Origin of the sequence: Streptomyces hamibioticus, from assembly GCF_047946815.1 — a bacterium.
Classification (GTDB): domain Bacteria; phylum Actinomycetota; class Actinomycetes; order Streptomycetales; family Streptomycetaceae; genus Streptomyces.
In genome coordinates, this window is the sequence record NZ_JBKKQY010000001.1 from 4,913,993 (window position 1) to 4,927,960 (window position 13,968).

Below are 13,968 nucleotides of genomic sequence, written 5' to 3' on the forward strand. Positions count from 1 at the left end.
CACGATCAGCTCCCCGTGGGGCGCACGAGCGTGGCCGCCGTCCGCAGCAGGATGCACACGTCCTGCCAGAGCGACCAGGTGTCGATGTAGGCGTTGTCGAACCGGGCCCGGTCCTCGATGGAGGTGTCTCCGCGCAGTCCGTGGATCTGCGCCAACCCGGTGATCCCGGCCGGCACCCGGTGACGGGCGGCGTAACCGGTGTAGGTCTGACTGAACTTCGTCACGAAATAGGGGCGTTCGGGGCGCGGCCCGACCAGGCTCATGTCCCCCCGCAAGACGTTCCACAGCTGGAGCAGCTCGTCCAGCGAGCTCCGGCGCAGGAAGCGGCAGAACCAGGTCATCCGGCGCTCGTCCGCCACGCTCCAGCGGGTCGCCGCCTCATGCGCGTCGGCCGGGCGGTGGGTGCGGAACTTCAGCAGGGTGAACGGCTTCCCCCCCTGGCCGACGCGTTCCTGGCGGAAGACGACCCCCGGCCCGTCGCTGACCCGCAGCACCGCCGCGCAGGCCAGCAGCAGGGGGCTGAGCACCACCAGCAACACCCCCGACACCAGCACGTCCAGCACCCGTTTGCCGGCACCGGCCCGGCCCGGCCCCGGCGCCAGCTGCCGACCGGAGAACCCGGCGAACCGGTCCCGGCCCGGATACCACCCCGGGTACGAAGAGGGGTCGGCGTCCACCTCCCAGACCGCGCAGCCCGACTCGGCCAACGTCCGCAGCAGCGGCGTGTGCTTCACCCGTACGGAAGGGTGCACGGCCAGCACGTCCCGGACCCCGTTCTGCACGACAGCCCGCTGCACCTCCTCGTCCGTGGTCAGTACGGGCAGCGGTTCCGTACCGTCCGCGTCGTCGGCGACGATCCCCACCGGCCGCACCCCGCAACGCGGGCCGCGCAGCACGGCGGCGGCCACGCGCCGTGCGGTCGCCGCCGGCCCGACGACGAGGGCAGCGTGCGGGTGGTCCAGCAGCGCCGTACGGCGCCGCCGGTGCACGGCGCCGCGGCCCGCGCAGCTCACCGCCAGCTGCACGGCGAAGCCCGCTAGCAGGGCCGGCGCCGACAGCGCATACCGTGGATCGCAGGCCGCCGCCAGTGCTGCCAGCGCCAGCCAGACCACCGCGATCCGGCCGCACACGACGGGCAGTTCCTCCAGCACAGCCGGCACCCGCCGCACCCGGCGCGGTGCCAGCAGCAGAGAGGCGCCCACCAGCAACGCCGCGAAGAGCGGCCGGTGCGGCACACCGGGCGACGCCAGGGCGGCGAGCAGGGCGGCGACGCCGTCCGCGACGAGCAGCGGCAGCACGGAGCCGGGCCGCGCGGCCGGACGTCCGGTGGGGAATGGCGGACCGGGCATGGCACGCGGCGGCAAGACCGAGACCGGGGGCCGCCCGAGGTCGCGGGGCTGCCCGGCGGGGGTGGGGACGGTGCTTTCCGCGGTCACGAGTGGATGGACTCCCTGTACTCGGTGGGCGTGGCGGACCACCCCGAGGCGTCCGGTCCGCTGCCGAGGAGCTGGCGATACACTTCCGCGACGGCCTCGGCCGTCAGCCGAACGTCCCGTGCGGCCCGGACGTGCGCCAGCCCCTGGCGGCCCAGCGACGCCCGCAGCGGCGGATCGAGCAGCAGACCGGCGACCGCGTCCGCCAGCGCCGACGGATCCCGCGCCGGTACCAGGCAGTGCGGCACGAGGGGCGGCGGCAGGGCTTCACGGGCCCCGTTCACGTCCGTCACCACCACTGGTCGGCCGCAGGCCATCGCCTCCAGCGGCGCCAGCGCCATGCCCTCCCAGCGCGACGGCAGGACGACCAGATCGGCGGCCCGATACCAGTGGGCGGGGTCGGTGACCGGTCCCGTGAACCGTACGGACCCCGGCGCGGCCGCCCGTAGTTGCTCACGGTCCGGCCCGTCACCGACCAGCACCAGCCGCGCCGTCGGCACCCGCTCAAGGACTCGGTCCCAGGCCGCCAGCAGGACGTCCTGGCCCTTCTGCCGGCACAACCGCCCCACGCAGACCACCAGTGGCGCCCGCGTCTCGGCCGCGGCCACGGGACGCGCGGCGGGGCGGAAGCGGTCCGGGTCGATGCCGTTCGGAATCACCGCCCACTTGCCGCGGATTCCGGCCCGTACCCCGGTGCGGCGCTCCGCCTCACTCACGCACACCAACCGCGCCGCCCACCGCGCCCCCCACCGTTCCCATGCCCGCGCGAGGGCCGCGGTGGTGCCGCCGACGGCTTCGAACGACCAGGCGTGCGGCTGGAACACGGTGGGGATCCGCCCCCGGACGGCGAGCCGCCCGGCGAGCCCGGCTTTCGCGCTGTGCGCGTGCACCAGATCGGGCCGTACGTCCGCCACGACACGCCCGAGCCGCCGTACCTCCGCGGCGAGTGACGGCGTCGGCGAGCGCGCGGCCCGCCACAGCCGTACGTCGGCACCCAGCGAGCGGAGCGTGCCGGCCAGGGCGCCTTCCGGGCAGGCGACCGCGACATGCAGTCCCGCGGCGAGCTGTGCCCGTGTCAGGTCGCTCACCACACGGGCGACTCCGCCGTCCACCGGCTGGGTGACGTGGAGGACTCGAAGCGAAGGGTCGGTCGCTGACAGGTGCATGCGCGGCTTCCTCGCTCATGGGTAGTGCACAGGACGGGCGGGAACGCGCCTCACTGCGGTGGCACGAGGGATGCGTCGATTGGCCGGAACTCTAGCCACAAAGTTAACCAACAGGGAGAAGCCGGATAAGTGTGTCGGATGGGGTAATGCAGGTGCCCTGGGAGGGATCACCCCATCGGCGCACAACCCACGCACGCGGCTCGCGTTCACAGTGCACCGGGCACCCCGTCCGGATGTTCGTGTCAAACCCCGAGGAGCACCTGTCCATGTCGCGTACCGCGAGAAGCCTGGTCCTGACCTCCGTCGCCATCGCTACGGTGACGGGCACCACTGGTGTCGCCGCTGCCCACGACGCCGGTGCGCGGGCGGTCACCGCCGACTCCGGTGGCGGGCTGTCGGGCAACGTGCTGCAGGCCCCGGTCCACGTACCGGTCAACGTCTGTGGCAACACCATCAACGTCATCGGTCTGCTGAACCCGGCGTTCGGCAACGAGTGCGAAAACGGCTGACGCTGCCTGGCCCCCTGACCGGCCGGCCGCCTCACGCTTCCCGCGGGCGGCCGGCCGAGCGCGGTACGGCGCTGCCCTGAATGGGCGGCGAGCCGACGGGTGACGCTGGACAGGCCGTCTCGCCAGCGACGGCACCGTCGGCACAGAGAACCCTCACTGCACTGCGCCACGGTTCGGTTGCGGAGCGCGGGGATGGATCCCACGGTGGGCACAAGACCCTACGCACCACCGAAAGGACCCCCATGCGTCTGCCTGCACGGCGAACCGCCACCTCCGTACTCTGCGCCACCCTCCTGCTCGGGGTCACCGGGCCGGCGGCGATGGCGGCCGAGGGCGACGCGGCCCGGGAGCGCACCCACACGGCAGTGCGCGCGCCCCTCCCCGACGCCGACGAACTGAACACCCAGGTGGAGACCCTGAGCACCATGGGTGGCTATCTCCAACCGGTCACCGAACTGCTCGGCACCGTGCTGAAGAAGAACGACGGCCGTCTCACGCCCCATGAGCGGGACCAGCTCACCGCCGCCATCGAGGAAGCACTCGCCAAGGCCGAAGCGCCCAAGTCACCCGCTGCCACCGATCCGGACGACGACGATGACGGCGATGACGATGACGATGACGACGACGAGGACTGGGACGATGACGACGACGAGGACTGCGACGATGACGACGACGGGGACTGGGACGGTGGGGGCTGGGTGAAGGAGCCGGGGGCCAACACGCCGGCGCGACCCCCGGCCGACGGTGCTTCGGACGCCACGGCACCGAACGGCACCGCGCCCGCCACCTTGCCGGCCTGGATCTCCCCCACGCAGGACGACCCGGCTGCCGCCTCGGCCGCCGATGCCATCACCATCGCGATGGCCGCGCTTCAGGCGGAGGTCGACGCCCTGGTCAAGGCCAGCACCTCCGGCACGGTCGAGCAGATCGGCTCGGCCGCCTCCGATGTGGTGAAGGGCCTCCTCGACGCCGTCGCAGCCACGCTGGCAGGCGGCGAGTTGCCCGCCCCGACGGTGGCGGACCCCGCCTGACACCGACCCGTCACCCTCTGGCCGTCGCACCTGCCCTGGGCAGGTGCGACGGCCCTTCTCATGACCTTCTGGCGCCTATCTCATATGAGGAGAAAGGGAGGCGAGAATTCCCCTCGGCGTGGGGTTTCCGTTCCCGAAGGATGTCGTTAGGCACGGCGACAGATGTCCCTCATGGGACACCAGTTGCCGAGAGAGGAACACAATGAAATCGCTGAAGGCCGCCGCCGTCATCGCCGGATCCGTCGTCCTGGCCGGCGCAGCCACACCCGCTCTCGCCCAGGCCCCCGGCGGCGCCGGGATCGCGCCCACCGGCCTCGACGGCGCGGTGGACACGCTCGCCAAGGGCCCCGTCCACGTGGTGCCGCTCCACCACCGGCCAGACGTACTCGGCACCGAGAACCCTGAGAGCAAGGACTCCGTGCTGGACACCGTGAAGGGCGCCGCCACCCAGCCGAACCCTGCGGGTGGGCTGCTCGGCGGCCTCCCGCTGAATGGCTGACGTCCGCGGCACCGGCGCAGAGCCGGCGGTCTCTTCGCCGTACCACCCGCGCTGTCGCGGCACTCGAGTGAATCCCGCATCGCGGGCCACTCCTACCGCCACGCACACGACCGAACCGGACGAGGAGTCGGACATGGACGTCAGCGCGGGTGGCACAGCGAAGGAGACGGAGCGGGATCCGGCGGGCCCGGCGCGCGGCGGGCCCGCGTCCGTCACCCGGCGCGACGTGGTGCGCGGGCTGCTCGCTCCCGCCGTCGCCCTGCCGCTCACCTCCCTGACCGCCGCGTCCCCGTCTGGCGGCGACACCTTCGACGAGCACTACCGCGGACGCCGCGTCGAGGGAACCGCGGCTCCGGCCGGCGGCTGGCACGTCACCGTGGACGGCCGGCCGCTGCACCTGATGCGCCGCGCCGACGGCACCTGGATGAGCGCGGTCGACCACTACCGGTCGTACCCCACCCCGCTCGAGGCGGCCCGCGCAGCTGTCGACGAACTGGGCCCCGGGCAGCACTTGAGCACGACCACGGCACACGGCGGCCAGGGGCACCCGGGGGGGCGCCATGGCGTACACGCGTAAGGACGTCAGTACCCTCACCCGGACCGAGCGGCGGCGGTTCGTCAAGGCGCTACTGGAGTTGAAACGCCGCGGCGAGTACGACGAGTTCGTGCGGACGCACATCGAGTACTACGTCCCGGACGGCGAGGAGGGACTGCGTACGGCCCACATGGCGCCGTCCTTCCTGCCCTGGCACCGGCAGTTCGTGCTTGAGCTGGAGCGGGCGCTGCGTCGGGTGGACGCGTCCGTGTCCGTACCGTACTGGGACTGGACGAAGGACCGCTCCGCCACCTCCACGCCCTGGACCGCAGACCTGCTCGGAGGCACCGGGCGGCGGTCCGACCTCCGGGTGACGACCGGCCCGTTCGCCTACGCGCAGGGCAACTGGACCCTCACGGAGAACGTGACCGACGCCGAGTTCCTCACTCGGGATCTCGGCCGCCCCCGTGACCCCATCCGGCTGCCGACCCGGCAGGACCTGGACAGCGCGCTGGACGACCCCGTCTACGACGCCTCCCCGTGGGACTCGACGGCGAAGAGGGGATTCCGCAACAAGCTGGAGGGATGGGGGCCCGGACGCGGCAGCGCCTCCTGGCGCAACCACAACCGGGTGCACCGCTGGGTCGGCGGCGCCATGAACGGCGGCGCCTCCGTCAACGACCCGGTCTTCTGGCTGGTGCACGCCTTCCTCGACCTGCAATGGTCCCGTTGGCAGCGCCGGCACCGAAACGCCCGCTACCTGCCGGCCGATCCGCCCGGCCGGGACAGCGACCAGTACGGGCGGATCGTCGCCCGGCACGAGAGGCTGCCGCCCTGGAACGTCACACCGGACGAACTGGAGGACCACGGCCGGATCTACCGGTACGCATGACATACCCGGGACCCGGACCGGAGGCAGAGTCCCGGCTTCGGGTGCCCGGCACCTGTTGACCCTCCGTTCCAGCGCGCTTACCCATGACGGCCTCGCACATGGCGGTCGGCCTGGTCTCGCCGCAGGGAGACATGACCGACGGGCCGGCCGGTCACGTGTGACACGGAAAGGTGAATGCGGGGCGAGGCCGAGGGCCAAATGGGTGGAATGGGGCCGGAAGGAGTCCCGAAGCACCGCTAGCATCCCGCACCATGACTTCTCCGAACACCGCACCCGCAAAGCCAGAAGGCTCCCTTCTGGGGACTCTCACCATCGTCCCCTGGTCCAGCGTGCCTTCCGCCGACACTCCACGGCTGCCGTTTCTCACGGTGTACTCGCTCGGTGACGGTATCGAGGGTCCCGAGACCGGTGAAAAGACGATGCGTGCCCACCTGGAGAAGATCGGCCTGCCGGTGACCGGCCAGCCGGTCGAACTGACCCAAGAGGCCAAGGCCGCCGTCACCTTGCTGGTGGAAGCCGAACAGGCCGTGCTCACCATGCCGTTTCTCCGGGTGCAGTGTCCCGTTCCACCGCATTGGCAGGACGCCGCGCACAAGAACGGAAAAGTTCATCTCATCTGCCTGACCCGCCCGTGGCCGCACGCCGCTCCGGGGCAGGACCTGAGCCCCGAGCAGCTGCGCGGCTTCCTCGCCGATGAGGAAATCCGGTCGGCCAGCACCCACTGCCTGGTTCCGGTCACCCGTCTGCGCCGCTGAGAACACCGTTCCGCCGAGACGCGATGGCTGAGTGACCGCACCTGACTTTCCTCGTTGTCCGGTAAGGCAGGAAACGAGCGTCAAGTCAGGGGCCTGCCCGTCGTGGTGCAGGCCGTGAAGGTATTACTTTAAGGAATTCTCATGCGACGATCCCTTACTGTAGGCGTTACGGGACTGGCTGCTCTGGCCTGGGCTGGCGCAGGAACCGCCCAGGCTGTGGACGTTGCCGACGCATCCACCCTGGAAAGCATTCCGGCTGTCTCCCCCGTCGGCCTGAGTGATGCGGTCGAGGGGGCGGCGCAGAAGCCGACGAGCCTGGTGGCGGACGCCGGCGGAAAAAGCGCCCAGACGGTACTCCCGGAAGCGGGAAAGGCGGCACGTCTGGTGTGACCGACCGCGCTCGGCCGTGCGCATTCGTCCCCTCTCGGGCGGGCCGTCCCTGCCTGTGTTCACAAGGACGCGGCAGGGACGGCCCGCCGGTCAACGCGTGGAAAATTCCGGTCCGGACCGCTGGCTCGTTCGGATCCGTTACTCACCAAGTCACACGAATCCGGTGTTCGGGTGATTGCGGAACGCCGAGGGAAACGTCCGAGGAGGAAAACAGTTAGCGAGAGTGCTGACGTCTTCGTCGGAGAACGTCACCATACGCGAGGAAGGTAAACACCATGGATGTCAAGAAGATCGTCGCGGGGTCCATGCTGACCTTGACTGTCACCGGGGTCGGCGTCACGCCGGCCGTGGCCGACGAAGAGGTCCGCGGTCACTACTCGCAGAGCGTCGAAATCATCCGTGACGTCTGCCCCACGATCCAGGACATCGACGTCCTCACCATCGAGGTTCTGGACGAGGCCCGTGCGTTCCAGTGCAACGAGATCCGTCAGGGGTCGAAGGTGAAGGACGACTCCTCCGCTCCTGCCCTGCCTGTCCTGGGACGCGTCCTCAACTAGCTCTCGGACGCCGTTTACCCGGTTTCCTGCGGCCCCCTACCGTAGCGGGCAAACAGGCCCCGGTGCCACGCGAACAGCCGCGCGGCACCGGGGCCTCGTGCTGGGGCCGATCGAGTCGAAAATCGCCATGCTGATCCGATTGGATAACCGACACCCCGGCCCATCCATTGCTGCAAGCGGATGAATCGAGGATGGGACACGAAACTCCGAGGGCGCGCAGCCGGTTAGTGAGCTGTCGGCACTCACCACAAGGTGTCGCGGTATCACGCACAAGGAAGGCAACACGAATGAACGCCAAGAAGGTCCTCGCCGGTTCGATGCTGACGCTGGCTGCTACCGGCGCGGCGGTTTCGCCGGCCGTGGCCGACGAAGAGGTGCACGGTCACTACTCGCAGAACATCGAGATCATCCGCGACATCTGCCCCACGATCCAGGACATCGACGTCCTCACCATCGAGGTCCTGGACGAGGCCCGTGCGTTCCAGTGCAACGAGATCCGCCAGGGGTCGAAGGTGACCGACAGCTCGTCCGCCCCCGCCCTGCCGATCCTCGGGCAGGTCCTCAACTAAATCGTGGACACCGTGCAATCGGTGTCCTTCGATTCCTCTCTCGTCGTTCGGTGTTCTACGAGTTCTGTCCTCGTCGAGGGAGAATGCGCCCCGGACTGTGCGACCAGCCGCACTGTCCGGGGCGTTTGTTCTGTGCGGCATCCGGCGCCCTCCGGTTGCCCATTGCTGCAAGTGGATGAATTAGGGTCGCGGTGCGAAACCCCGAGGGTATGGAGTTGGTTAGTAGGCTGTCGGCACTCACCACTACGTGCCGCGGCTATCACGCACAAGGAAGGCAACCCGAATGAACGCCAAGAAGGTCCTCGCCGGTTCGATGCTGACGCTGGCTGCTACCGGCGCGGCGGTTTCGCCGGCCGTGGCCGACGAAGAGGTGCACGGTCACTACTCGCAGAACATCGAGATCATCCGCGACATCTGCCCCACGATCCAGGACATCGACGTCCTCACCATCGAGGTCCTGGACGAGTCCCGTGCGTTCCAGTGCAACGAGATCCGCCAGAAGTCGAAGGTCAAGGACGACTCCGCTGCGCCGGCTCTCCCCATCCTCGGTGCGGTCATCGACTGAACGAGTAGTTGAGGCAGGCTCTACTGCTGACGCCGGGGCCGCCGCCTCAGGAGCGGCCCCGGCGTAATGCGCAACGGCTCGACCACACGAGTCCTGGGCGCATGCGCTGAAAAAGCCTGAGGCTTCCGATCTTCTGATCGAGAGGCCTCAGGCTTTTTCTGTATCACCCGAGATGGAGTGGATCCGGCTACTAGTCCATGACGCTCACGAGCGCGCTGTGGTGCACGGATCCGGCCCAGATCCCCGTGCCGGAGGATGTCTTCAGACTTTCGAAGCTTCCCCCGATCTTTCCGGCGGCGACCAGGCGGTCGCGGTGTTCATCTTCGTTCGCGGTGGCAGTTCCGGCTCCCAGCGCGACGGCGGCGGCAGCGATAGCCGCGCACGTCATGAACTTCTTCATCATTTTCTCTCCGGGTTGAACGGTCGAGCCGTCCCTTGCATGGGACGGGCTTCCGCGGTGATGCTAGCCCTGAATGCGGAGATATCCGCTGGAAACGGGCGTGGCTCACTCTTTCGGTACGAGCGTTGAGCCCATTCGGCTGGGTAAGGGGACCTCGCCGACCGGGTGCGCAGGGGTACCGCCGGGTGCGTGGCCCGCCGCGCGGCGGAGGCGCTTGGGTGAGTGCGGGGGCGGGCCCGGTGTCAGCGCTTCGGGAGGCCGCAGTCGCGCGGTCCGCCCCGGCTGAAGCGTCGGCTCGGCTCCAGGGGGGCGCGGTCGGACCGCCCGCGCAGGCGGGTAACGACTCCATGCTACCTGCGGAATGCCCGCAGACCCGAGAATGGGTCGGTGGCGCCCCCGGCAGGACTCGAACCTGCGGCCAAGCGCTTAGAAGGCGCCTGCTCTATCCGCTGAGCTACGGGGGCCTGGTGTGGTGGCCTCGGTCGTGGTGCCCGGGTGTGGGCCGATCCGTGACGTTGCCGGGGACAAGGATAGGGCTCCCGGCTCCTTGTCCCAGTTGCTTCGCCTCCGTGGCTCGATGTGGAGGTTCAGTGAAGCGATCCTGATAATCGCAGGCAGGTACGAATCGTGCATCGCTTTTGGCGTCTCGCGCATCGGGTGTTGTGCACTCGTTATGCCTGGGCCGCGCTCCTGCCCCACTCGTCCCTTGTGCCCCTTGTGTCCGATCGGCGCGCAGGCATGCTCATATGCTTCAGAATTCCCCTGAAATTGGGCATTCTTCGCATGTGGTGACCTTGGACGTACGGCCTCAGCTGCTCGACGCACTCTCCGCGCTGCGCGACCGTGTCGCGGCCGCACGCTTCCCGCTGCCCCTGGCGGGGGCCCCACGCGCGCGTGCCAACCGCGACGAACTGCTCGCGCAGCTCGACGACTACTTGGTGCCCCGGCTGAGAGAACCCGAAGCGCCGCTTCTGGCCGTCATCGGAGGCTCCACCGGCGCCGGGAAGTCCACCCTGGTGAACTCGCTCGTCGGGCGCCGGGTCAGCGAGGCGGGCGTCCTCCGGCCGACCACCCGCACGCCGGTCCTGGTCTGCCATCCGGAGGACCATCACTGGTTCAGCGGCATGCGGGTGCTGCCCGACCTCACGCGCGTGTGGGTGCCCCATCAAGACCCCGCCGACGACCTCCTGATCCCCGGCGAGAACCCCGCGCGCGTGCTGCGCATCGAGACCGCCGACACGCTGCCGCCCGGCCTGGCCCTGCTCGACGCGCCCGACATCGACTCCCTGGTCGCCGAGAACCGGGTCCTGGCCGCCGAGCTGATCTGCGCCGCCGACATCTGGGTGATGGTCACCACGGCCGCCCGGTACGCCGACGCCGTGCCCTGGCATCTGCTGCGCACCGCCAAGGAGTACGACGCCACCCTGATCACCGTCCTCGACCGGGTGCCCCACCAGGTCGTCTCCGAGGTGTCCCGGCAGTACGGCGCCCTGCTCACCAAGGCGGGCCTGGGCGACGTCCCCCGGTTCACGGTGCCGGAGCTGCCCGAGTCGGCCTGGGGCGGCGGACTGCTGCCGGCCACCGCCGTGGCCCCGCTGCGCACCTGGCTCGTGCACCGGGCGCAGGACCCCGCGGCCCGCGAGCACGCCATGGCGCGTACGGCCCACGGCGTCCTGAACTCCCTCAAGGCCCGCCTGCCCGAACTGGCCAGTGCCGCCGCCGCGCAGTACGCCGCGGCACTGCGGCTCACGGCCGCCGTGGACGGGGCGTACGACAGCGAGCACGCGCGCGTGCGCGGACGGTTGCAGGCGGGGGCCGTACTGGCCGGGGACGCCCTGAAGCGGTGGCGGGCCTTCCCGCTGGACTGCACCGCCGGGGAACTCCTCGACTCGCTGGTGGAGAGCCTCAGCGCGCTCCTGCTGTGCGCCGTCACCGCCGCCGACGAGCGCGTGAACGACGCCTGGCGGCGCGAACCGGCCGCCGGCGGTCCGGGACTGACGGACCGCGACGGGCTCCCGGAGAACGCCGAGCACCGCATCGGGATGGCCGTGCGGCGGTGGCGGCGGGAGCTGGAGGAGTACGCCGAGGACGAGGTGCACGAGCTGGAGCGGAGCCTCGCGCCGGACCCCGAGGTGGTCGCCGCCCTGGTCGCCACCGCGCTGCTGGGCGGGCGCCGAGGGAGGTCCGCCGGGGAGGGGCTCGCCGAGCGGCTCGGCGCCCACGGGGCGCTGCGGCTGCGGGACCGGGGCGGGCGGCTGCTCACCGAGCACGTGGACCGGATCCTGCACACCGAACGCGAACGCCGGCTCGCCCCGCTCGACGCGCTGGACGTCCATCCCGAACCGCAGGCAGAACTCATCGCCGCCCTGTCCGTACTGCAGAAGGAGAGGTGACCGGTGACCGCCGTCACTGACCAGGACCCCACCGAGCACACCGACCACACGGGGGACACGGGCGCACGGAGCGACGACTCCGGGAACGGACGCCCCGACGGGGACACCCCCCGTGAGCAACGTCCTCCCTCCTCCGAGCGGACCGAACACGCCCGGAACGAGGACGCGGACGGGGAGGGCCCGGCGCGGGGCAGGCGGCCCCGGGAGCGCTGGCGCCTGCTGGACCGCGCACGCGACCGGGAACGGGAGCGCGGGGACGAACGGGAGCGGGAGAGCGAGCGGGGCCGCGAGGGCGAGCGAGAGCGCGACGGCGAGCGGGGACGCGGGCGCGATCGAGAGCACGCGGGTGATCGGGAACGGGACGCCCGCGCGCGCGTGAAGGCCGTCGACGCCGCCCACGCGGACGACGAGGGCGCCTGGGACGACGGGCTGATCGCGCGGCGGGTGAACGAGACGGAAGAGGCGGAGCAGTACGCCCGAGTCGAGCGGTACACCCCCGTGGACCGCGGCAGGCCGCACGGCGCGTCGGGCGTGACGCCCCTGGCGTACGACGGGCCGCTCCGGGCACGGCTCGACGCCCTGCGCGAACTGGTCGGGCTCTCCCGCACCCGGCTCGACAGCAGGACGCTCGCCGAGGCCGGCCGGGTGCTCGACGAGGCCGCCGCGCGACGCAGGCTCTCCGGGCAGCACACCGTCGTCGCCATCGCGGGCGCCACCGGCAGCGGCAAGTCGCAGCTGTTCAACGCGCTCGCCGGGGTGACGATCTCGGAGACGGGCGTGCGCCGGCCGACCACCGCGGCGCCCATCGCATGCAGCTGGAGCGACGGTGCGGCCAGCCTGCTGGACCGGCTCGGCATCCCCGGCCGGCTGCGGCGGCGCCCGGTGCAGCACCCGGACGCCGACTCGCAGCTGCGCGGACTCGTCCTGGTCGACCTGCCCGACCACGACTCGGCGGCCGTGCAGCACCGTGAGCAGGTGGACCGCATCCTGGCCCTCGTCGACGCCGTCATCTGGGTCGTCGACCCCGAGAAGTACGCCGACGCCGTCCTCCACGAGCGCTATCTGCGGCCCATGGCGGGGCACGCCGAGGTCACCTTCGTCGTCCTCAACCAGATCGACCGGCTGCCCGGCGAGGCCGCCGAGCAGGTCCTCGACGACCTGCGGCGCCTGCTCGACGAGGACGGCATCGCGCTGGGCGAGTACGGCGAACCGGGCGCCACCGTGCTGTCGCTGTCCGCGCTCACCGGCGACGGCATCGGCGAGCTGAAGGAACTCCTCGGCCAGTTCGTGGCGGAGCGGAGCGCGCCCGCGCGGCGCATCGCGGCCGACGTGGACGCCGCCGCCTGGGGGCTGCGGCCCGTCTACGTCACCGGGCGGCGCACGGGGCTCAGCGAGGAGGCGCGGGAGGAGTTCGCGGCGCGGCTCGCGGACGCCGTCGGCGCCACCGCGGCGGGTGACGCCGCCGAGCGCGCCTGGCTGCGCAACGCCAACCGCGCGTGCGGCACGCCCTGGCTGCGGCTGTGGCGCTGGTACCACGACCGGCGCGAACCCTCCACCGGACGGCTCCCGCTGCGCGCCCAGGCCGACGAGGAGGCCACGGCCCGCCAGCGCGTCGAACAGGCGGTGCGTACGGTGTCCGACCGGGCGTCGGCCGGGCTGCCCGCGCCATGGGCGCAGGCGGTGCGCGAGGCCGCCGTGCGCGGCTCCCAGGGGCTGCCCGAGGCGCTCGACGAGCTGGTCGCGCGCGCGGGGCTGCCGCCGGGGCGCCCGCCGCGGCCGGGGTGGTGGCCGATGGCCGTACTGGCCCAGGCGTCGATGACACTGCTGCAGGTGGTGGGCGGCCTGTGGCTGCTGGGCCAGATCATCGGGGTCATGTCGCCGAACCTGGGTGTGCCGGTGCTGCTGATGGTGTGCGGCATCGTCGGCGGCCCCGTCATCGAGTGGAGCTGCCGCATGGCGGCCCGCGGCCCGGCCCGGCGCTACGGCCACGAGGCGGAACGCCGATTGCGGGAGGCCGCCGCGGGCTGCGGCCGGGCCAGAGTGCTGGACCCGGTGGCGGCGGAGCTGCTGCGGTACCGGGAGGTGCGGGAGCAGTACGGGCGGGTCACGGGGGTGGGGGCGAGGTAGGCGCAACCGGCCCGGGAGTGACTCACGTGGACGCGGCCGCCCGATGCGCGGACGTGGAGGATCACCCGCACGGGTGACGGGGTTTTCCACAGACGGACGGGTGGTCCACAGCGCTCGGCGGGCCCGCCCCGGCGGCGGCAGTCTGGC

15 protein-coding genes and 1 tRNA gene are annotated in these 13,968 nt (G+C 71.3%); 12 read left to right on the plus strand and 4 right to left on the minus strand.

Annotated features, from left to right (window positions below; all coding sequences use genetic code 11):
• Positions 1-5: 5 nt before the first annotated feature.
• The gene (locus tag ACLGIH_RS22365; RefSeq protein WP_416527045.1) at positions 6-1,436 is read right to left on the minus strand and encodes an exopolysaccharide biosynthesis polyprenyl glycosylphosphotransferase; all 1,431 of its coding nucleotides are present in this window, start codon (positions 1,434-1,436) and stop codon (positions 6-8) included.
• A complete protein-coding gene (locus ACLGIH_RS22370) occupies positions 1,433-2,599 on the minus strand; it encodes a glycosyltransferase (protein ID WP_416527046.1) in 1,167 nt (388 codons plus the stop codon). The genes ACLGIH_RS22365 and ACLGIH_RS22370 overlap by 4 nt, the downstream gene beginning before the upstream one ends.
• 266 nt (positions 2,600-2,865) lie before the next feature.
• Here ACLGIH_RS22370 and ACLGIH_RS22375 point away from each other — a divergent pair, with 266 nt between their 5' ends.
• The 10 genes from ACLGIH_RS22375 to ACLGIH_RS22420 all read left to right on the plus strand — a co-directional run bounded on the left by ACLGIH_RS22375 (position 2,866) and on the right by ACLGIH_RS22420 (position 8,901).
• Complete coding sequence (locus ACLGIH_RS22375) at positions 2,866-3,108, plus strand: chaplin (RefSeq protein ID WP_416527047.1); 243 nt, start codon at positions 2,866-2,868, stop codon at positions 3,106-3,108.
• 242 nt (positions 3,109-3,350) lie between these two features.
• Positions 3,351-4,139, plus strand: coding sequence for a hypothetical protein (locus tag ACLGIH_RS22380; RefSeq protein ID WP_416527048.1), 789 nt, complete (start codon positions 3,351-3,353; stop codon positions 4,137-4,139).
• 202 nt (positions 4,140-4,341) lie between these two features.
• Positions 4,342-4,638, plus strand: coding sequence for a hypothetical protein (locus ACLGIH_RS22385; RefSeq protein WP_416527049.1), 297 nt, complete (start codon positions 4,342-4,344; stop codon positions 4,636-4,638).
• Positions 4,639-4,771: 133 nt separating this feature from the next.
• On the plus strand, positions 4,772-5,215 hold the full coding sequence (locus tag ACLGIH_RS22390; RefSeq protein ID WP_416527050.1) for a tyrosinase family oxidase copper chaperone: 444 nt from the start codon (positions 4,772-4,774) through the stop codon (positions 5,213-5,215).
• Positions 5,199-6,065 (plus strand): tyrosinase family protein, encoded by an 867-nt coding sequence (locus tag ACLGIH_RS22395; protein ID WP_416527051.1) that lies wholly within the window; start codon positions 5,199-5,201, stop codon positions 6,063-6,065. The genes ACLGIH_RS22390 and ACLGIH_RS22395 overlap by 17 nt, the downstream gene beginning before the upstream one ends.
• Positions 6,066-6,316: 251 nt before the next feature.
• On the plus strand, positions 6,317-6,820 hold the full coding sequence (locus ACLGIH_RS22400; RefSeq protein WP_416527052.1) for a DUF5949 family protein: 504 nt from the start codon (positions 6,317-6,319) through the stop codon (positions 6,818-6,820).
• A gap of 216 nt (positions 6,821-7,036) precedes the next feature.
• Positions 7,037-7,210 (plus strand): hypothetical protein, encoded by a 174-nt coding sequence (locus tag ACLGIH_RS22405; RefSeq protein ID WP_416527053.1) that lies wholly within the window; start codon positions 7,037-7,039, stop codon positions 7,208-7,210.
• Between the two features lie 275 nt (positions 7,211-7,485).
• A complete protein-coding gene (locus tag ACLGIH_RS22410) occupies positions 7,486-7,767 on the plus strand; it encodes a hypothetical protein (RefSeq protein ID WP_416527054.1) in 282 nt (93 codons plus the stop codon).
• Positions 7,768-8,054: 287 nt separating this feature from the next.
• Positions 8,055-8,336, plus strand: coding sequence for a hypothetical protein (locus ACLGIH_RS22415; RefSeq protein WP_416527055.1), 282 nt, complete (start codon positions 8,055-8,057; stop codon positions 8,334-8,336).
• 283 nt (positions 8,337-8,619) lie between these two features.
• Positions 8,620-8,901, plus strand: a complete 282-nt coding sequence (locus tag ACLGIH_RS22420) for a hypothetical protein (RefSeq protein ID WP_416527056.1) — start codon at positions 8,620-8,622, stop codon at positions 8,899-8,901.
• A 190-nt stretch (positions 8,902-9,091) separates the two neighbouring features.
• Here the strand turns inward: ACLGIH_RS22420 and ACLGIH_RS22425 are convergent, their stop codons facing one another.
• A complete protein-coding gene (locus ACLGIH_RS22425) occupies positions 9,092-9,304 on the minus strand; it encodes a hypothetical protein (RefSeq protein WP_416527057.1) in 213 nt (70 codons plus the stop codon).
• Positions 9,305-9,689: 385 nt separating this feature from the next.
• Positions 9,690-9,765: transfer RNA gene (locus ACLGIH_RS22430), tRNA-Arg, on the minus strand.
• 321 nt (positions 9,766-10,086) lie between these two features.
• Here ACLGIH_RS22430 and ACLGIH_RS22435 point away from each other — a divergent pair.
• Both ACLGIH_RS22435 and ACLGIH_RS22440 read left to right on the plus strand, forming a co-directional pair.
• Entirely contained in the window at positions 10,087-11,694 is a 1,608-nt protein-coding gene (locus ACLGIH_RS22435) for a dynamin family protein (RefSeq protein ID WP_416527058.1), read from the plus strand.
• Between the two features lie 3 nt (positions 11,695-11,697).
• Positions 11,698-13,821 carry a YfjP family GTPase gene (locus ACLGIH_RS22440; RefSeq protein WP_416527059.1) on the plus strand — a complete coding sequence of 708 codons (2,124 nt, stop codon included), beginning with the start codon at positions 11,698-11,700 and terminating at the stop codon, positions 13,819-13,821.
• Positions 13,822-13,968 lie beyond the last annotated feature (147 nt).